The 17,234-nt window shown below is 66.0% G+C and carries 18 protein-coding genes; 7 read left to right on the top strand and 11 right to left on the bottom strand.

Features of this window, described 5'->3' with window-relative positions; translation table 11 throughout:
• Positions 1-259 precede the first annotated feature (259 nt).
• Positions 260-691, top strand: coding sequence for a hypothetical protein (locus tag AB0M14_RS37675; protein WP_365005016.1), 432 nt, complete (start codon positions 260-262; stop codon positions 689-691).
• 61 nt (positions 692-752) lie between these two features.
• On the opposite strand, the gene AB0M14_RS37680 is transcribed toward AB0M14_RS37675, so the two are convergent.
• The 8 genes from AB0M14_RS37680 to AB0M14_RS37715 all read right to left on the bottom strand — a co-directional run bounded on the left by AB0M14_RS37680 (position 753) and on the right by AB0M14_RS37715 (position 9,874).
• The gene (locus AB0M14_RS37680) at positions 753-1,883 is read right to left on the bottom strand and encodes a hypothetical protein (RefSeq protein ID WP_365005018.1); all 1,131 of its coding nucleotides are present in this window, start codon (positions 1,881-1,883) and stop codon (positions 753-755) included.
• A gap of 159 nt (positions 1,884-2,042) precedes the next feature.
• Positions 2,043-3,677: a hypothetical protein gene (locus AB0M14_RS37685; protein WP_365005022.1), complete on the bottom strand. Its 1,635-nt coding sequence runs from the start codon at positions 3,675-3,677 to the stop codon at positions 2,043-2,045.
• A gap of 920 nt (positions 3,678-4,597) precedes the next feature.
• The gene (locus tag AB0M14_RS37690; RefSeq protein WP_365005025.1) at positions 4,598-5,080 is read right to left on the bottom strand and encodes a hypothetical protein; all 483 of its coding nucleotides are present in this window, start codon (positions 5,078-5,080) and stop codon (positions 4,598-4,600) included.
• On the bottom strand, positions 5,080-6,879 hold the full coding sequence (locus AB0M14_RS37695; protein ID WP_365005028.1) for a hypothetical protein: 1,800 nt from the start codon (positions 6,877-6,879) through the stop codon (positions 5,080-5,082). Before AB0M14_RS37695 ends, AB0M14_RS37690 begins: the two co-directional genes overlap by 1 nt.
• 130 nt (positions 6,880-7,009) lie before the next feature.
• Entirely contained in the window at positions 7,010-7,792 is a 783-nt protein-coding gene (locus tag AB0M14_RS37700) for a pyrimidine reductase family protein (RefSeq protein WP_365005031.1), read from the bottom strand.
• Positions 7,786-8,043, bottom strand: a complete 258-nt coding sequence (locus AB0M14_RS37705; protein WP_365005034.1) for a hypothetical protein — start codon at positions 8,041-8,043, stop codon at positions 7,786-7,788. Before AB0M14_RS37705 ends, AB0M14_RS37700 begins: the two co-directional genes overlap by 7 nt.
• A 2-nt stretch (positions 8,044-8,045) precedes the next feature.
• A complete protein-coding gene (locus tag AB0M14_RS37710) occupies positions 8,046-9,080 on the bottom strand; it encodes an asparagine synthase-related protein (protein WP_365005037.1) in 1,035 nt (344 codons plus the stop codon).
• Positions 9,077-9,874 (bottom strand): GntR family transcriptional regulator, encoded by a 798-nt coding sequence (locus tag AB0M14_RS37715; RefSeq protein ID WP_365005039.1) that lies wholly within the window; start codon positions 9,872-9,874, stop codon positions 9,077-9,079. The genes AB0M14_RS37710 and AB0M14_RS37715 overlap by 4 nt, the downstream gene beginning before the upstream one ends.
• Before the next feature lie 524 nt (positions 9,875-10,398).
• On the opposite strand from AB0M14_RS37715, the gene AB0M14_RS37720 reads away from it, so the two are divergent.
• Both AB0M14_RS37720 and AB0M14_RS37725 read left to right on the top strand, forming a co-directional pair.
• Positions 10,399-10,866, top strand: a complete 468-nt coding sequence (locus AB0M14_RS37720) for a hypothetical protein (protein WP_365005042.1) — start codon at positions 10,399-10,401, stop codon at positions 10,864-10,866.
• 172 nt (positions 10,867-11,038) lie between these two features.
• Positions 11,039-11,557, top strand: coding sequence for an HD domain-containing protein (locus AB0M14_RS37725; protein WP_365005205.1), 519 nt, complete (start codon positions 11,039-11,041; stop codon positions 11,555-11,557).
• A gap of 115 nt (positions 11,558-11,672) precedes the next feature.
• Here the strand turns inward: AB0M14_RS37725 and AB0M14_RS37730 are convergent, their stop codons facing one another.
• The 3 genes from AB0M14_RS37730 to AB0M14_RS37740 form a co-directional block, all read right to left on the bottom strand.
• Positions 11,673-12,242, bottom strand: coding sequence for an AAA family ATPase (locus AB0M14_RS37730; protein WP_365005045.1), 570 nt, complete (start codon positions 12,240-12,242; stop codon positions 11,673-11,675).
• Positions 12,243-12,325: 83 nt separating this feature from the next.
• Entirely contained in the window at positions 12,326-12,955 is a 630-nt protein-coding gene (locus tag AB0M14_RS37735; RefSeq protein ID WP_365005048.1) for an HD domain-containing protein, read from the bottom strand.
• Entirely contained in the window at positions 12,952-14,028 is a 1,077-nt protein-coding gene (locus AB0M14_RS37740; RefSeq protein WP_365005051.1) for a hypothetical protein, read from the bottom strand. The genes AB0M14_RS37735 and AB0M14_RS37740 overlap by 4 nt, the downstream gene beginning before the upstream one ends.
• 260 nt (positions 14,029-14,288) lie before the next feature.
• Between AB0M14_RS37740 and AB0M14_RS37745 the strand changes: the two genes are divergently transcribed.
• From AB0M14_RS37745 to AB0M14_RS37760, 4 genes are read left to right on the top strand one after another with little or no spacing between them, the layout of a single operon-like run.
• On the top strand, positions 14,289-14,879 hold the full coding sequence (locus tag AB0M14_RS37745) for a hypothetical protein (protein ID WP_365005054.1): 591 nt from the start codon (positions 14,289-14,291) through the stop codon (positions 14,877-14,879).
• The gene (locus tag AB0M14_RS37750) at positions 14,876-16,519 is read left to right on the top strand and encodes a hypothetical protein (protein WP_365005057.1); all 1,644 of its coding nucleotides are present in this window, start codon (positions 14,876-14,878) and stop codon (positions 16,517-16,519) included. Before AB0M14_RS37745 ends, AB0M14_RS37750 begins: the two co-directional genes overlap by 4 nt.
• A gap of 57 nt (positions 16,520-16,576) precedes the next feature.
• On the top strand, positions 16,577-16,951 hold the full coding sequence (locus AB0M14_RS37755; protein WP_365005060.1) for a hypothetical protein: 375 nt from the start codon (positions 16,577-16,579) through the stop codon (positions 16,949-16,951).
• A complete protein-coding gene (locus AB0M14_RS37760) occupies positions 16,948-17,190 on the top strand; it encodes a hypothetical protein (RefSeq protein ID WP_365005063.1) in 243 nt (80 codons plus the stop codon). Before AB0M14_RS37755 ends, AB0M14_RS37760 begins: the two co-directional genes overlap by 4 nt.
• The last annotated feature ends 44 nt before the right edge of the window (positions 17,191-17,234 follow it).

Below are 17,234 nucleotides of genomic sequence, written 5' to 3' on the forward strand. Positions count from 1 at the left end.
CAACAGACACGCCCGGGGGGTGGGGGCCCGTCGAACCCCCGGGGTCCGGCGTTAAACGCGGCCCCCCCCCCCCCCCCCGCCACCCCCCACACCACCGCCCCCCCCCCCCCCCCCGGGAGCAGGCGCGCAACATCGCCGAATCCGGTGTGCTGCACCGCAGCTCGTAACTGCTGACTTTCGCGAAACTTAGACTGTTAGACTTGCAGCAGTCTATAATCGAGATACGGAAAGCAGCAGCCTCACCCAGGAGCGAATTCCCATGCGCCGCACGATCTCCTACCTCCTCACCGGCTGGGGCCTGCCGACCCTGCGCGCATGGCGCACCCACCCGAAGCTGATCGCTCGCATCTACCTGACCTGGCTCGAAGTGACCAGTATGTGCGCACTCGACACCATCGTCACCACCCCGACCATCTTCGATCGCGCCTCCGCCTTCCCGCCGTCCACCGGCCGACCACGCGCTCGCACCCCCCGCATTCGCAACATCACCACCGATGACGCCGGCGCCCTCGTGATCGAGATCGAGCCGACGGCCAAAGTGACCGAGAAGCGCCTCGCCAGCGCCCTGTGCACGTTCGCCTACGAGTGGAACGTGCCGGAAGAGCGGCTGTCCTGCGGCACCACCGGCGCCGGAGCCCGGTACCTGCGGGTCGACACCCCGGTCACGCTGACGAAAGGTCAGGACCGGTAAGCGGATCACGACTTCGGAACCTCGGTCGATCTCTGGTCTGGTTGTCAGGGGCAGTCGCTGACTACTTTTCGTGCTCTGACGAAGCGGGTGCGGGCTTGTCCGGTGTCGGATTCTCGGCCAGCCACAGTCGGAGCATCTCGTCCCCGATCTCTTTTTGCTGACGCTTGGTCATGCCCAGCTCCGCGAGGCGCCGCTGTACGGAATCGATCAGCTGGACGTCCCCGGTCCACGGCAAACTCTTCGCTGTCGGGACGGCGCCGTGGCTGGGTGGGGTCAGGAGCTCCTCTCGGGGGAACATCGTGCGCAGCTCGACCATCCGCTCGGTGGTCATCCCTACCAGACCATCATCAGTCGCCCAGTCCAGGATCTTGTTCGTAGCGCTCTGTTTGACGCGAGATCGGTTGTGGATGACGTCGTTTCGGATCTTGTTCAGTTCCCCCATGAACGCGCTCTTGATGTCGTTTTTCAGGTAGTCCTCACCGAGCCGCCGGGAGTAGGCCGCGGCGAGGCGCGGGCGATACCACTCGTCCCAGATCGCGTGGATGTAGGCGAACCACTGCCCGTAGGTCATGATCTGGATCGGCGGGAACCGTTCGTAGGACACCAGGCCACGCTTGATGCTGATAGACCCGGATCCACTGTCCATCGCGTAGTTCAGATCGGTGGAATGCACCCTGCCCGGGGCGGGATGGCGGGCGAAGACGTAGCGCCCCACGTCGAAGTACTCGCCGTCGGTCGGCTTTCGCGAGGCGAGCTTCTGCGCGAGTGTGAAGTGCGCCGACAGCGCGGTGGCCAACGTGGCGAGGTATCGGGTCTCGAACGCTTCGACGACCTGCTCGACTTCTTCTTCGTCGGGCATGTTGTCGATGGATTCGATCGCCTCACCGGCGAGCACATCGATTTCATCGAGGGCTTGCACCAGTAATTGCGGGGTCGTGAGCGGCTTGTCGAGGAACACCGGCACCGCATCCAGTACGGGTTTGATGATGGCACTGAGCTGGGGGCTGTAGATCGCCTTGCGCTGGCGCTCTTCCAGCAGGTGATGGAACACTGCCTGCCGCAACGTCTCTTTGGTCGACTTCTCGGCGAGGCCCTTGGAAGCGGGGACGGCTTCGACGTTCTCCCGTGCGAGTTCCACGAAGAACCTGAGTTGCCCGAGGTTGTGCCGCCAGAGTTCGCTCTCATCACTCAATGCAATGTCTCCTCGCCAAATACTGACGCCCCATTGATCGGAGCGGTCCGAGTCGTACCGTCCGACGGGTAACCGTGCGGCCGAGAGGGGCTGTTACAGCCAGGATCTCCGCGGAAGCCGAGCACTCGCCGCAGCGGCGTCCTGATCCGGTCCGGTGGGTCACACTGCCACGTCCGCACTCGCATACTCGCCGGTTAGGGCCCCGATCCCGAAGCTGTCGCAGCATCGGTCGCATACCGGCATGGGTTTCGGGAGTTCGTAGCGCAAGGTTCCGGGCGCAGAACACACCATGCAGACTCCGTCGTCGGCGGCCGCCAGGTCCTGTTCGAGGCTCGTGCGTCCCAAGATCACGCTCACGGACCGCTTTTGGGCACCTGCGCCGCCCGTGGGGCTGCGAACGTCGCGGTTGCCCGGACTTGTCCGCAACTCAGATTGATGGGGCTCCACGGCCGTTTCAGGGGTGAATTTCTCACTGAAGCACGCCGAGCACTCACCATCCCGGCGGCGGCCGGCGTGGGGATGATCGGGGCAGCGTTGTACACGCTGCGCGGCCTCCTGTTGCTGGCGGGCGTGGCGCGTGACCGCGGGCTCGGTCGGACTCACGACGGTCGCCCAGTCGATCTGAGCCAAGGCCCAGCGCACGAACGCGATCGGGTTGGCGATGCGGTTGGGCCAGGCCAGACGGTTTTCGGTGAAGTAGCGGGTGAGCTCGGCGGCGATGGCGTAACCGTCAAAGCGTTCGGTGTCGACGCCGAATTCCACCAGGGCAGCGTTAATGGAGCCGATGTGCCAACCACGGCGGCGGATGTACTGCTGGGCACCGAGATTGATCCACTGTCCGCGGTCGAGGCCGTGGCACGCGGAGACGAGTTCGGCGCCGGCCTGCTGCACATGCAGCGGGAAGGGATCCTGGTGTGACCTGGTCTTTTTCGCCTTTCGTCGAAGATTCTTGCCCGCGTGCGCGCTACGCGCGCGCGTTGGTGATTTCTTCTCAACTTGAGATGACTGAGGAACAAAACAACCGTTAGCAACGTAAGGATCTTCACCAACTAACGTTGGTGAAGATAGGTGCCCGCTGCTGGTCACAGCGTTGCCGGCGCGGGCCGTTTCCAGCTTTTTTTCCGGCTTTTTTTCCTCGGTCGAGTTGGCTGCGGCAGCGCGGTGCGCGCTGCGGTTGATCCGGCTCAGGCTGGCGGACTTGCGCCGCGGCGCAAGCAATTTGGGCGCGGCCGCCGCCGGCGCGGCATTGGGGCGGGGAGTGGTCAGGTGCCAGACATTGGCGACGTGGGTCTGGTGGCCGCCGTGGTGGGCGCGGGCGGCGCGCATTTCGAGCCGGTTCAGGTGGCGGCCGGTGTCGATGCGCTTCATCAGTCCGACAGCTGCCAGGACGTAGATCACTTTGCGGACAGTGCCTTCGGAGTAGGTGTCGCCGACTGTGCGGGGGGAGGGTTTTTCGCACTGCTCGGCCATCGTGGCGTAGGAGGCGGTGATGCGGCGGCCGGTGTGGGAGTCGGCGAAGGAGGCGATGGCCGGTGCGCAGGAGAGCACCGCGGCCGCGCCGGTCTGCTCTTTGGCGACGGCCGCGCGGCCGTCGTCGGTGTCCAGGGCCGGCCCGACTAGCGACAGCCAGTCCCGCACGGCGACTACGGGGACTTTCGAGGAGGCGCCCTCTGGGACCGGCAGCGACCACGAGTTGCCGATTTGGGTGGCGTTGAGGGCCTTGATCTGCTCGGTGAGCGTGTCGGCGGGGCCGGAATCACCAGCCTTATAAGGCGGTTCGACCTGCGGAGACAAGGGTTCGGTGCAAGTTGTGACCGGGTTATCGACCCGTCCTGGCACACAGTGTGCAAGGACATGCTTTAACATGAGACCTGCCTTCAGGTATCTGGTGGAGGCACAACAAAAGGGACCCGCTTCGCAAAGGGGCTTCTTTTGGGCAGCAGGTGAGTTTGTCGTTTGGCCGCGAGTGGCTCAGCCTGCTGGTGCGAGGTATGTAGTTAGGTCAGGTGTTGTTTCACCTAGTGGTGGAACCACCTCCTACGGGCTTCTGTGGGCCGGATGCGGTGCGCTGGAGCCAGCGGCGGGAACGGGACGCGATCGTCACGGATCGACTGTCCCGGGATTCAACGCCGAAGTCTTTCGACAGCGCGAGTGTGAACTCCCCGAACGGGGAGCGGTGAGGGCCGCGCAGCTGCGGCGCCGGCCTCATGGTGTCGAACACTCTGCCCCTTCCTGGGGATGTCAGAGCCGACACGCGTTCTGTGGCGGGTCCGGGCCTCACATGTCTGTGTAGGCCTGTATCGTCATCTATCGCGCTCCGGCTCGTTGTCGCTGAACGAGCTAGGGCGTCAAGGAAGTTCAGCCCGTTCTCTGTTCGCACCAGAGGGCGGGTTTCCTTTTTCCCTGACTGAGTGGCGGGGGTTTGAGACTCCTGCCAACTTCCTACCTCAGCACATTCAACCCTGTTATTCGCAGTTCGACACGCATACGCCGTCAGATCGCGGGTCGCGTTGGACAGCAATTTCTTAGCCATTTCGGGGCTCGAGATGTGTTGCATCACGCCTCTTTTGGCCAGGGCGGCGTCGGGGCGCTGTCGTCGGGGACGAATCCGAACAAGTCGGATCTGTTGTGGCGCACCGTCAAATCCAGGTATCGCTGTCGGGCTGCTGAGGCGGGCACTGTCTTCGGCATGGGGGCTCCTAAGTTCCCGTGGCTCAGTTGATCGCTCGGGGGCCGGCGACTTTGGCTGCTGCGTCCAGGGCCCGGCCCACTGTGGAATGTGGCAGGCTGACCGCGGTCGCGATCGAGTTGGCCGTGGTGTCCAGGGTGGGGTTGGAGGCGGTGACATAGATCTGGGTGAGGAGGTCGACGGGCTGCTTAGACAGGCCACGCTGCACCACAGTCCGCGCTAGCTTCGCCGCCGCCTGCTGGGTCAGCGGTCGTGCGAACGGGCCGACGGCGGTGTCGTTGCGGCGCCGGTGAGAATTGTTGGCACCGGCGAGCTTGGAGGTCGACGACGCTGAGGAGTTTCCCGGCCGGCGCTGTTGGAGTTCGGCCTGTGTCTCGTGGATCTCGCGAGAGAGACGGGACGCGGTTTCCAGGAGTTCACACAGGGTCACCTTCACATGAGTCATCAGGTCTTGCATGACCTGCAGCTCATGTACGGGGTCGAACGGCTTGTCTGCTGTCGCCTTCATCAGATCCCTTGCTTCCTCAGCTCGATCACTCGCCCGCCGGTGCCGCGGTGCTGTTCGTGGCGGATCTCGGCGACGGCCTGGCGGATGGATTCCACTGTGCTGTGCGACATCTTCGTCGTCGGCGTTTTCGCGATGGCGTTGTTCGACTCGTTCGCGTCGATCGCGGTGATGACGGCCGCGACGGTCTCGACTGGTTTGCTCTTGGCGACGCCACGGGCCTTCACTTCGGCGGCGAGGTCGACGATCGGCGACATCCATTCCGGCTGCCGTGCGATGGCGGCCGCGGTGCTGGCACTGGTGCGGGATTTGGTGCGGGCGATGGTGGGCACCGAATCGGCAGAGGCCGGTGCGGGCTGGTGCGGGCTGGTGCGGGGCCGCACCGCGGCCACCGGCGCGGAGTTGGTGTACGCCGGTGCGGGCTCGGTGTCGGCTGGTGCCGGTGCGGGCTCGGCGGGCGAGGTCACGCTGGTGCGGGCCGCCGACACCGGTTCCGGAGCGGCGGGAAGCAGGTGCGGGGTTTCGGTGCGGGCCTGCATCATCGGCAGTTCAGAGGTCTGTTCAGCAGCGAAAATGGTCTCGGCGGCCTGGTCGTCACCGGTTTCTGGTGCGGGGCCCGCACCTGCACCAGTGCGGGTGCGGGCGGCGGGTGCGGGATCTACTGCGGGTGCGGGGTGCGGGGCGCCCGCACTGGTGCGAGGCGCGGGCTGCGAGGTGCCCGCGGTGCGAGCCTTGGAGTTAGTCGGTGCGGGCTCGGAACCCGCAGTGGTGCGGGCGTCGCGCATAGCGTCGAGCTCGTGCGCCAGGACGTCACGGATGGGGAACTGATCGGTGTCGTAGTCCACGGCGGCCGGTCGCGGCTCCAGTGCGGCCGCGGCGACGTCGATGCGCTCGGCGCGATGGTGTACCGCGTCGGCCTCGCCGCGCAGCGCTTCGCTGGCGGGCAGATCGGTGAGCCGGGCCAGTTCGGCCAGGCGGACGGTGATGTCGGATTCGGTGTCGGTGATCGAGGCGGTGACGCGCTCGATGGCGCGGCCGTAGCGGCGCGAGGCGGCCTCGTGGACGACGAGGGCGGCGCCGATCGACAGCGGCGCCATCGCGTGCACGGCGGTGTTGTACAGGTCGCCGGAGCGGACGTAGGGGTAGATGTTGAGGCCCAGGGTGGTGGTCAGCAGCGCGATTTCGGCGGCGCGGACTTTCCGCATCTCGGCGTGTGCGTCGGGGCGGTCGGCGACGAATTCGTCGGTATCGCTGGCGGAGATCGCGATCGCGATCAGCATGCCGGAGATGAACAACTCGAGGGTGTAGGACAGCCACCACATCAAGTTGGCCGGGCCCAGGCCGGGCGCGATGTTCTGCTGCACCGTGACCGCGGAGAAGATCATGGCGGCGACCATGAGCAGCATGAGCCCGCGCAGTACCCAGTTGCGGCGGCGGTGCAGCCAGGCCAGGCGGGCGTGCGGGGAGTGCTTGCGGCGCTGCTCGGCAATGGCGGCGCGGGCGGTCACCAGGTCCGCGGCTTCCTGGTCGGCCAGGCGGGCGGTGGTTTTGCGCAGCCGTTCGGCGGCCGCGGCCGCGCTCTGGATGCGGGAGAGGTCTTCGTTGCGTTTGTGGTCGCGGATGCCTTCGGCGAGGGCGCGGTCGGCGTGCAGCTCGCGTTCGGAGAGCGCGTCGATCAGGGCCGGGTCGAACTGGTGGGCCATCCGTTCGCGGGCGGTCTGCACACGGGTGGCGAGTTCTCCGGCCAGCAGTTCGTCGTCAGCGGTCGTCTTGGACTTCGTGAGGCGGGGGAGTGTCTTCATCGGGCTGTCCTCTGGCGAGATGGGATGGGCCGCAGGGTGTTCGGGTCGGCGGCCCGGTCTCGACCACCAGCTAGCAGTCTAGCATTGTAGACTTCAAGACTGTTTGCTTGGTGGTTCGGCATGAGAAGGCCTATCTACGTGCGCTGTTGGGGTCGGAGTCGCGGCGGATCCACCGCGCCAGCTGGGTGCCATCAGAATCGGCGAGGATGTGGCTGCATCGCAGCGGCAGCCAGGCTTGCCGGTCGGAGAAGGTGATCCGGATCGAGTTGCCGCCCAGCAGGATCGGGCTCGTGGTCACGCACAGTTCGTCGAGGACGCCGTCGGCGGCCAGCTGCCCGGTCAGCGTAGGGCCGCCTTCGCAGCACACCTTCGACAGTCCACGCTCAGCCAGCGCCGCGATCAGCGCGCCGGTCTCGATGGTGGTCTCTCCGAGCTCGACCACCTCGGCGCCGACCGCGGCCAGTTCCTGCTTCGCGGTGGCGGGCGCGCTGGCGGTGGTCAGGATGATCGGCGGCACAAAGGTGTTGGTCAGCAGCCGCGAATCCGGGGCGATATCGGCGCGTCCACTCACCACCGCGATCGGCGGCACCTCCGACAGGCCCCGCGCGGCGCGGCGCGCCTGGCCTTCCTCGGAGAACCTGATCCCGATGTAATCCTCGGCGCGGATGGTGCTGGCGCCGACGAGCACGACATCGGCGGTCTCGCGCAGCAGCTTCATCACCCGCTGATCGAGGCTGTTGGTCAGCCCGCTGGAGGTGCCGCCGGTGGTGGCGATCGCGCCGTCCACCGACGCGACGAAGTTCGCGCGGATCCAGCGCCCGGCGCCGGCCGGGTACTCGTAGAGCTCGATCAGCTCTTCGTCGCTCAGTCCCGCCGCGCTCAGAAAACGCAGGTCCTCGATCTGGTTCACCATGGGCGCGCCTCCAATTCCATGCGCCGGCCCAAATGGTGGATCCCGTACTCCTGACCGCCGACTTCGACCCGGGCGATCAGACCGTTGCCGTCCAGGACTTCTCGCACGGTCACCTCCAGGCCGTGCTCGCGGGCAGCCGCGAGCCACGCGTCCAGGGCGTTCTGATTCCACGCGGCTTTCGCCACGTCCCAGGAATCACCTTGCGGCGCACTGTAGTGGGCGACGAACTTCGTCACATCGGTCTCAGACATGATCAGCTCCTGTTCTGGCGGTAGTCGGTGTCGGACAGCAGCGCCAGGAACAGGCGCGCGGCCACCGCGTCGGCGGGCTCGGTCAACGGGTCGGTGTAGGTTTGCGCGCCCGGCAGAGCCGCGGCGAACTCGCGGGCCACCTCGGTGAGAGCGCCCATGATCCCGGCCGATCGCTGGATCGGGCTCTTCTTCGCCCACGCCAGCGGCGCGGCCGCTGCGGGGAGCAGCTGCTCGGCGGCGATCCGCACCGCGAGCTTGTCGACCGGCTGCCCGTCACGCTCACCGAACAAGGCAGGAGCGGCGAGCTGCTCGGAAAGCTCCCACCAGCGCAGCGTCTGGAACATGTGCACGAACTTCTCGGCATAGGCCGGCAGGACGCGCTCGTGGAAATCCGGCACCAACCGCGTGATGGTGAAATTCGCGGCCGACTCGGTGCGGATGATCTGGTCCATTTCCGCGGTGGCCTCGGCGGAGTCGAGGTCGTGGTGCAGGGGCCGGCCGCCAGCGAAGATCGCGTCCGCGCCGCCACCGGTCAGGATCGGCCCGATCGCGCCCAGCTCGTCGACCGACTGGACCGCGGCCAGCAGCGGAATCGCATAGGACACCTCCCACAGCTCCGGAAGCCCCAGCCGCGCAACGGCTTCACCGGCCAGCTCCACGATCGTCGCGTGATCGAGCTCGACGACCTCGTGCGCCAAGCCCAGCGCCGCGGCCGCGGCGCTGGCGCCGGTGCGGTCGCTGCTGTCGGGGGTCGCCACCGTGATCGTGTGTGGGCGGATGCCCACCGACACGGCCGCGGCCGCCACCAGGATCGAGTCGACACCGCCCGACAGCAGCAGCACCGGGTCCCCGGGGAAGCGCTCACAGACTGCCTGCACGCGCGAAACAGTCTCGGCGGCAATCAGATCCGCGGCGGCCTTCGGGTCGGTGACGCGGCGCCGTTCAGGGTGCGGGGTGGCGATGTCGTGCAGGTCGGACAGGTATTCCAGCGCGGCGCCGGTCTGCGCGGCCCTCAAGTCGCCACCGGGGGATGTCATTTCGCTCCTTCGGGATTGTCGTCGAGCGGGGGAACCGGGTGAGTGGTGGTGATGACCATGCGATCACCACGGATCGCGATATCAGCGGTCTCCACGGCCAGCTCACCGGCCCAGTGGGTGCGGGTGATCGCGATGATCGGGATATTGGATCCCAGCTTGAGCAGCTCGCTCTGCTGCGAGTTCGGGTTCTTCGCGCGGGTCTCCTCGACGACGCGGTCGATCGTGATGCCGATCGAGTCGAAGCGCGCCACCACGCCGGGCTGGCCGCGCTCACCGGAGACCGGCTCCTCGATCGCGGTCCCGCCGGTCACAGCGAGGGGCTCGTACTGGGTGCCGACCTGGATCGGGACACCGTCGACCTCCCAGATGTACTGGGCCACCGTCACCGGATCACCCTCAGCGATCCCCAACCGTGCGGCGATCTTCTTCGACGCTCCCGCCCGCCAGCGCTTGGCGCGCACCTCGTCGTGCCAGCCGCCGGCCTTGGCCTCCTTCAGGTTCGGCGCCACACCCTCAGGGCTGCGCAGGTACCGGTTCGCGCCGCGCCGGAACAGCTCCGGACGCGAACGCACGAAACTGCCGCGGCCGCGTTTGGTTTCGACCAGGCCCTCGTCACGGAGCGCGTCGATCACCTTCACCGCGGTCGTCAACGCGATCCCGTACCGGTTCGCCAGCTCTCTCGACGACGGTAACTGATCCCCGGGGCTGTACTCGCCCTCCGCGATCTGCTCACGAAGTTCCTCCACGACCTGCAGATACGGCAGGATGCCGGAGGCTTCGTTGATGGTGGTCATCTCGTCATCTCCTTTCACCGGAATAGAGTACCCCACGTGTTCTAGTACAGTGGAACACTGGACCGGTTGAGGTCAACTCCTGCCACGCACACGCGGTGCGATCATCACCCGAACCCGCCGGCGAAACGTCACGCACCGTGACACCACCCTCGGCACCCTGCTGCTGAAAGATCATGAGCGGCAACGCGATCAGTAGTCCGATCAGCGCCGCGCTCGTGGCGGGCGGGAGTTGCAGCCTGGCGCGCACGTCGAACCGCAGCACGGACTCTCGACGTGTACCAGGGCAAGAGCAACTGTTCATGCCGCCAGCCTTGCCTGTGCCGGACGTGCTTCTTGTCCTCTTTTTGTCCTTTTTCGTCGCCTTTCGGCGCAAATCTCGGCTCATGCGTTCACTGTCGACCGCCGCACCGGCGTGTCGGAAGATGGCAAGGGTTAGCAAGTGGGACGGCCGTACGGAATGGAAGCTGTACCGAGTTCGGCGAAAACTCTAGACGGCTAGACTGATAGCAGTCTAGATTTAGTGTATGCGTAGCCGCCCGAACCAGGAGCGAAACTCGATGCGCCGCAACACGATTTCCTACCTCCTGTTCGGCTGGAGCCTGCCGAGCCTGCGCGCCTGGCGCACACACCGCCGCCTGATCGGCCGCATCTACCTGACCTGGCCCGAAGTGACCACCATGTGCGACCTCAACGCCATCATCACCACCCCCACCGTGTTCGACCGTGCCGCCGCCTTCCCGCCGTCCACCGGCCGCCGGCGCGCTCGCCTGCCGCGCATCCGCCGCCTCGCCCTCGACGACCCCGGCGCCCTCGTTCTCGAGCTCGAGCCGCAGGCCGGCGTGACCGAGAAGAAGCTCACCGCGGCCCTGTGCACCATCGCCTACGAATGGGACGTGCCCGAAGAACGGCTGACCTGCGGCATCACCGAGTCCGGCATCCCCTTCGTGCGGCTCGCCGCCCCGATCACGCTGGTTAAGGATCACGACCGGTAACGCTACGAGCGTCCCGACTGCCGCGGAACTCATTGAGAATGGGGTTTTGGAGGCCTTTCCGCGGCCGCAACGGCAAAGTGCGAGAGAAACCCCTATCGAGAATGGGGGTTGGGCAGGGACCAGCTCTGGCTAACGCGCATCTTGCGTGGTTAGCGTGTCAAACGTGGACGCAATGTTCTCGAAGCTACTGGCGCCGTTGACGAGTTCTCGGCGCGTGCACACGCTCGAGGTCGGGCGAAAGCTGCGGAGCGTCGCGCACTGCCTCCCGGACTGGATTCGTCAGGACGCGGTCATCGCGGCGTTCCTTCACGATGTGGGGTACGGCTACCCGGAGACAGGATTCCATCCAATCGACGGCGCGAATCTTCTTGTGTCACACCGATTTTCCCCCACAGTGTGCCACCTAGTCGCGTTCCACTCCGCTGCGGTTGTTGAGGCGCAAGTTCGCGGCCTCGACGACAAGCTGTTCGACCCCTTCCAGCTGCCCGACCATAAGGATCTTGACGCTGCCAACGACTTCATCTGGTGGGCGGACATGATCACAGGCCCCTCTGGCGAGACATTCACTATTGACCAGCGACTGGCTGAGATCCGCGAGCGGTACGAGGTCGGCAGCATCGTCCACACCGCTATCGACCAGTCGGAGCCACTGCTCAGGGGCGCGGTTCACCGTGCAGAAGGGTCGATGTAGGGATCAGGGTGATGGATGGAGTGCCCAGTCGAACGTCAGCACCAGGACGGTCCTTCCAACCCGCGCGGTTCACGATCATCGAGCACTGAGCACGCCCGGCAGTTGTACCGCGCTACTAGTTCGCGATGAGGAAGTCGACTGCGGTGCGGGCTAGCTCGGCGGTCCCGTTCTCAAGAACGTTCACGCGGTACGCATGCCAATCGGCAAGCTTGCCGAGATCGCGTTCGGCTGCGCGGGCGATCATCCGCTCCTTGATCTGGGCGGGATCGGTTGCCACCCAAGCAGTTCGGATCCGCGGTGCGGTCATGCTGGCGAGCTCGACGAGGTATTGAGCCAGCGGTAGGTCATGATCGGCGGCCGCGCGGATGAAACCGAGAAACGGTGCGTCGATGACGACTGGCGCGAATCGGGCAGCCGCGAAAGCCTGGTCCACGATCGCCTTGTAGAGATGGGGGCTCACCACTCGCCGGTAGGTGTCGCTATCTCGGTCATGTGGGCGGCCCACCAGCTCCGACATCACCGACTCTTCGAGGCCGGGGGCAAAGGTGTCCTTGTCGATCAGCAGAGCATCGATGTCCGCCGCCAGACGCTGCGCGATAGTGGATTTGCCCGATGCTGGAAACCCCGTCACGATCGTGACGCCGCCTTCCTCCGCAGCGAGGCCGACGAGGTGATCAACGTTCACGACTTCGGCGACATTAAGTTGTCGGCAGGACTGGTGCATCTTTGTTCGCCCCTCTGGCTCACATCGTGCTAGTCAGCACGGGGTCAAGCGGAGCGAACTGGGCGGGTTGTGGCCGCCGGAGTGCCGAACTTGGAGGCGAACTCGTTCCACCATGTTGAAGGCGACGTCGCTATAGCCGCTTCTGCGAGGGATTTCCCAGTGTGTGTCGCGAACAGCGGAAGCATCGAATCGATGAACGCGGACATGGCGATGTTGCCTGTTTGCTCCTGGTATTCCCGCGCCTGCAGCAGGAGATCCAACTTGTCAGCATCACGGCTGCACAGCGATTCTGTGCTTGCACCTGGACGTTTAGCGGATTCGTGTTCAGCGATCGCGGCCCCGATCCGCTCCGCCAAGTCCGACGGCAAATTCGCTGTCTGATCTGCTACCACTTCAGTTGGTGCAGCGGTTTGCACATACGGACGCCCGACCGCGGGGACATCACCGATGCGAGTTTCGGGCAAATCGTGGAACAAACCCAGGACTGCGGCGCGCTCCGGGTCCGCGCCCTCTGAAGCGGCGATCATGAAGGCCAAGATGGCTACACGAAAGCTGTGCTCGGCGACGGATTCCGGGTTTGCTACTCCAGCAGTCAACCACCCAGTGCGTGGCAGTCGCTTGAGGAAGCCCACCTCGTAGGCAAATTCGACCATGTGTGTCGACTCCGCAGTCATCCCATGCTCCCTGTCAGGTAGTGGACTTGCTCCAGGCGTTGCCGTGCCTGCATGGACAAGCCATCGCCGGACGTGGCCTTTTCGACCGTATCGGAGATAGCTGCCGCCCACCGAGGGTGTGTCACAAGTGTTCGACGGGCCCGAGCCAGCGCCCAAAGCGAGTGAGCGCACAACTCCCGATAGGGAGCCGAAACTACCCCTTTCAGCAACGATGGCAACAGAATTTCCCCTGACCACCAGGCGTCAGACTCCGGGCGCGCCATATCCGCGTCCGAAGCCCATGCGGTGGGACACTCGCCAACCCAGTAGGCCCAGTAGCGGAGGTTCGCGAGTTCGGTTTCGGAGGTGGTCAAACCGTTGGAAGCGAATCGTTGCAATGGTTCGAGGTCACCGTCGCTGGCGGCTCGAACTGCGGCGGACCGAGCAACAGCCCATTCCGGCGACCAGCGACCCAGATCAACAGTGCGAGTTGCCTGACGAATTTGATCGGCCGCCCACCCGGTGTCGGCATTGACGGCGTCGTACTCGGCAACCAGAAACACTGTCTGCCTGCGCAGCATTGCCCCTCGTTCCCCATCTGGCGCGGATTCGGCAAGCGCCTGAAGGTGAGCTGCGGTCTCAGCTCGCTGGTCTGTCGTGATGCTCAGGACAGCTGACGTTCCGCGGAGGCAACGTGGTGTGGCGCCAGTCAGGGGCCAGGTCAGCATTTCGGTAGTAGTTCGGTCCGGCACCGTCATGCCCAGGGGGTGCAGGTTCGGTGTGTGCTGATCAAGGCCGGCGAGAATATCGTCCGCAGTGAGCGCCGTTTCCCACGCAATCAGTAGATCGGGTGCGGCACCCCAGGCCAACAGGCTGCGGCTGATTTGGCGCAGACGCGCGTATGGCAAACGCGTTATAGGGATTCGGCCTCGTTCCCAAGCTTGAAATGTCTTTAGGGCAACTCCGAGTCGCGCTGCGGACTGCTCTTGGCCCAACCTCAGTTCGCGTCGGATCGCGGCGAGGACAGCCCCGGCGATCCGGCCATCCAGGCCACCCCCATTCTCAATAGGGCTTTCAGCCGTTTTGACCGCCATTTGGGCTCCTGAAGGGCAAAAAGCCCCATTCTGAATGAGTTCCGCCCCAGCTGACCTGCGAATACCGTTTCACCCAGGGTCGTGCACTCGACCAGATCCCCTTGCACCGCAAGGGGATTGGACTTCAAAGAAGTGCCTGTTCAGCGTAGCTGCGGACGTGCACGTATGGAGCCAGTCTCACCGGTCTTGTAGCGTCTCAGCTAGTCCGGTGTTATGGTGCACTAGAACAGTAACTAACCAGAGCGCAGTGGGTGAGTCTCATGGCAGCGGAACGTTCATCGACTTCTCGACAGCAGCGGCGTGCCGCGCAGAAGGCCACGCCTGGCACCGACGCGTTCATGCTGATCGGTACCCCGGTCGCGCTGGCGATCCTGAGCTACCCGATGTGGCCGGCGGATCTGGGCAACCGGCTCACCGACGCGGCGGTCGCGGCGCTGTTCGGGGCCGCGGTCGTCATCGCAGCGATCCTGGCGACGTTGGCGATGCTGGCGTTCATTCGCGGGCGCGGGCTGCGGTGGCTGCGGTTGCGGCGTCGGTGGCAGCGCGCGGTCATCGACGCCGGGCTCGGTGTCGAACGCCCCGGTGAGGTCCGGTTGCCGGAGCTGATCTCGGTGAACAGCGGGCATGCGGCCGAGGTGGCCCGGATCCGCATGCTGGACGGGCAGACCCCCGCGAACTTCGCTGCCGCGCTACACGGTTTGGCTCGCTCGCTCGGGGTACAGACCGCCCACCTGCGTCTGGTCGCCAACCGGCCCACCCAGATCGACCTCCTCCTCACCCGCACCCGCCGTTGGCCGCGCGCCGAGAAGCTGGCCACGGTGACCGTGCTGGGCCGGGGCGGTGCGGCATGAACGAGTTCGGAATCGTTGGCCTGCTGGCCGGGATCGGTATCGCCTACCTGATCATCGCCACCGCCTACCTGGGGTTCGGCACCGCCGGTGTTGTGGTGATCGCCGTGGTGGCCGTCGTGGTTGCCGTCTCGATCATCGCCGCGAAGCTGTCGGAGAAGATGCGGGAGGCCCGGCTCGAGGCGGCGGCCGCCGCCGCGCATGCTGAATGGCTGGCCGGATTCCCGCGGTCGGTCCAGCACGTGGTGCGGCGCCTGACCGACCCGTGGTCGGCGGTGTCGCTGTGGTCCTCGGTCGGGCTCGGTGTCATGCCGAAAGGCCTTGAGCCCGGCGCGCATCCGACCCTGGAGCCGTCGCTGAACTCCTACCCGCCCGACGAGGGCGTGTGGCCGGTGCCCGTCGGCGCGCGGATCCGGCTGCGGATGCTGCCCGGCCACGCCCCCAAGCAGTACGTCGCCAAGCTCGAAGAGCTGACCGCGGTCCTCGACGTCGACGGCGTGCGCGTGGTCGAGCACAAGGGCCAGCTGATCTGCCTGGACGTACGCACCCGCGACCCGCTCGAAGAGGCGATCCCGGTGCCGATCCCGGCCGAACCGGTCGACCTGACCAAGCTCAACCCCGGCCTGGGCGACGACGGCGAATTCTGGCTGGTCCCGCTGCTGGAACGCAACTGGCTCGGCGTCGGCGTCCCCGGTGCCGGCAAGTCCGGCTTCGTGCACTCCGCGCTGATCGCGACCGCTCCCGCCGCGCGTGACGGCCTGATCGTCAACATCATGATGGATTTCAAGTTCGGCATCGAAGCCGCCAAGGCCAAGGGCTTGCTGCACTACGCCGCGACCAGCGAGAACAACGGCGCCCGGGTGCTGCGCTGGCTGCGCTACGAGGTCGTGGAGAAGCGCGGCCGCGAGATGGAACGCCGCGGCCTGGACAAGCATGTCCCGACCACGGACGCGCCGCTGTACCACTTGATCATCGATGAGCTCGCCGAGCTGCTCGACAACCCCGAAACCCGCAAAGAGCTTCTGCGACTGCTGGTTTCGATCATGCGCCTGGGTCGCGCGATCGGTGTCTCGGTGTCGGCCTACACCCAGCTCGGCAACAAGGCCATCCTCGGGATGCTGCGCGATCTGTTCCAGATCCGGATCGGCATGCGCATGGCCTCCCCCGAGCAGGTCGTCATGACCTACGGCGATCACCACGCCATCGAGCGCGGCGCGCACAACACCTCCATTCCCGACCGCGGCACCCAGGGCATCGCGTTTGTGGTCGATGAGAGCAGCAGCCAGATCGTGCGTGTGCGCGCCTATTACGTCACCCCTGAGGACCTCGCGGCCGCCGCCGCGCGCTACCCGCTGTTCGATCACCGGATCGCCGAACAGGTCGAGGCCTACACCTCCGCGCGGGAGTTCGAGGTCGACGGCGCCGCCGGCGGTGAGGCCGCCGAGAAATTCACCGCCTCTCGTCCACGCCGCACCACCCCGGCGCTGCCCGACGGCGAGGTACCCACACGGCTGCGCGCCCTGCCCTCCAGCGACGACAGCGACGACGCGGATGTGGTCGATGCGGTCTTCGCCGAGGCCGATGCGCTGGCCGAGGCGATCGGCAACGAGCTCGACGACGCGAACGGCGAAGACACCGCCTAGAAACTTCCAGACTGCTAGCAGTCTTGAAGGAAAGAAATCCCTCGAAAGGAAAAAATCATGACCACCACCCTCACCCCCGCCGCTCCCGAGACGCTGCCCGCGCTCGTCGACGCGGTCGCCGAGGCGATGCACGCCGCTTTCGTCCCGACGCAGCTGCGCGAGGAATTCGCCATTCTGCTGCCCCGCGGACGTTGGTGGCGCAAGCTCTCGCTGCGCCTGGCCGACCCGGACGGCCGCTCCCCCAGCGTCTTCCACAGCCGCGAGGCCGCGGAGAACGAGATGTTCGACGTGACCATGCAGGCCCGCACCGTATTCGGGGCGCGCCGGCGCGACTACCGCCTGCGGTTGATGGTGCGCAACGTGCGTCCCGGCCTCACCACCAGCCCCTGGCGCCCGGCCGACCTGGTCGCCGACACCACCAAGACCCGGTGACCACGATGACGCTCCTGCACCCGTTCCGCACCCGCGCCGACGAGGAAACCGCTGCTCTGTGCGACGAGGTCCGCCGCCGGGCCCGGAGTCTGCACACCCGCGCGGACCTCGCGGCCTTCATCGACGACCTGCTTGACGCGTTCACCTCGGTGCCGCCCGCACGAACCCAGACTCCGGGGATCGACCGGTCGCGCGTGGGCCGCGAGCTGGTGGACACCGGCGCACTGCTCAGCCTCTGAAAGAAGGGCGGGTACCAGGGATCGCCTAAATCCCTGGTCCCCGC

It is taken from the genome of Nocardia sp. NPDC051832 (genome assembly GCF_040681285.1).
In the GTDB taxonomy this organism is placed as follows: domain Bacteria; phylum Actinomycetota; class Actinomycetes; order Mycobacteriales; family Mycobacteriaceae; genus Nocardia.

Excerpts from the sequence above, each read along its gene's own strand:
- AB0M14_RS37710 (WP_365005037.1), bottom strand. The coding sequence starts at position 9,080 with ATGACATCCCCCGGTGGCGACTTGAGGGCCGCGCAGACCGGCGCCGCG.
- AB0M14_RS37740 (WP_365005051.1), bottom strand. The coding sequence starts at position 14,028 with ATGGCGGTCAAAACGGCTGAAAGCCCTATTGAGAATGGGGGTGGCCTG.
- AB0M14_RS37720 (WP_365005042.1), top strand. The coding sequence starts at position 10,399 with ATGCGTAGCCGCCCGAACCAGGAGCGAAACTCGATGCGCCGCAACACG.
- AB0M14_RS37690 (WP_365005025.1), bottom strand. The coding sequence starts at position 5,080 with ATGAAGGCGACAGCAGACAAGCCGTTCGACCCCGTACATGAGCTGCAG.
- AB0M14_RS37745 (WP_365005054.1), top strand. The coding sequence starts at position 14,289 with ATGGCAGCGGAACGTTCATCGACTTCTCGACAGCAGCGGCGTGCCGCG.
- AB0M14_RS37755 (WP_365005060.1), top strand. The coding sequence starts at position 16,577 with ATGACCACCACCCTCACCCCCGCCGCTCCCGAGACGCTGCCCGCGCTC.
- AB0M14_RS37735 (WP_365005048.1), bottom strand. The coding sequence starts at position 12,955 with ATGACTGCGGAGTCGACACACATGGTCGAATTTGCCTACGAGGTGGGC.
- AB0M14_RS37725 (WP_365005205.1), top strand. The coding sequence starts at position 11,039 with ATGTTCTCGAAGCTACTGGCGCCGTTGACGAGTTCTCGGCGCGTGCAC.
- AB0M14_RS37695 (WP_365005028.1), bottom strand. The coding sequence starts at position 6,879 with ATGAAGACACTCCCCCGCCTCACGAAGTCCAAGACGACCGCTGACGAC.
- AB0M14_RS37675 (WP_365005016.1), top strand. The coding sequence starts at position 260 with ATGCGCCGCACGATCTCCTACCTCCTCACCGGCTGGGGCCTGCCGACC.
- AB0M14_RS37700 (WP_365005031.1), bottom strand. The coding sequence starts at position 7,792 with ATGGTGAACCAGATCGAGGACCTGCGTTTTCTGAGCGCGGCGGGACTG.
- AB0M14_RS37715 (WP_365005039.1), bottom strand. The coding sequence starts at position 9,874 with ATGACCACCATCAACGAAGCCTCCGGCATCCTGCCGTATCTGCAGGTC.
- AB0M14_RS37750 (WP_365005057.1), top strand. The coding sequence starts at position 14,876 with ATGAACGAGTTCGGAATCGTTGGCCTGCTGGCCGGGATCGGTATCGCC.
- AB0M14_RS37705 (WP_365005034.1), bottom strand. The coding sequence starts at position 8,043 with ATGTCTGAGACCGATGTGACGAAGTTCGTCGCCCACTACAGTGCGCCG.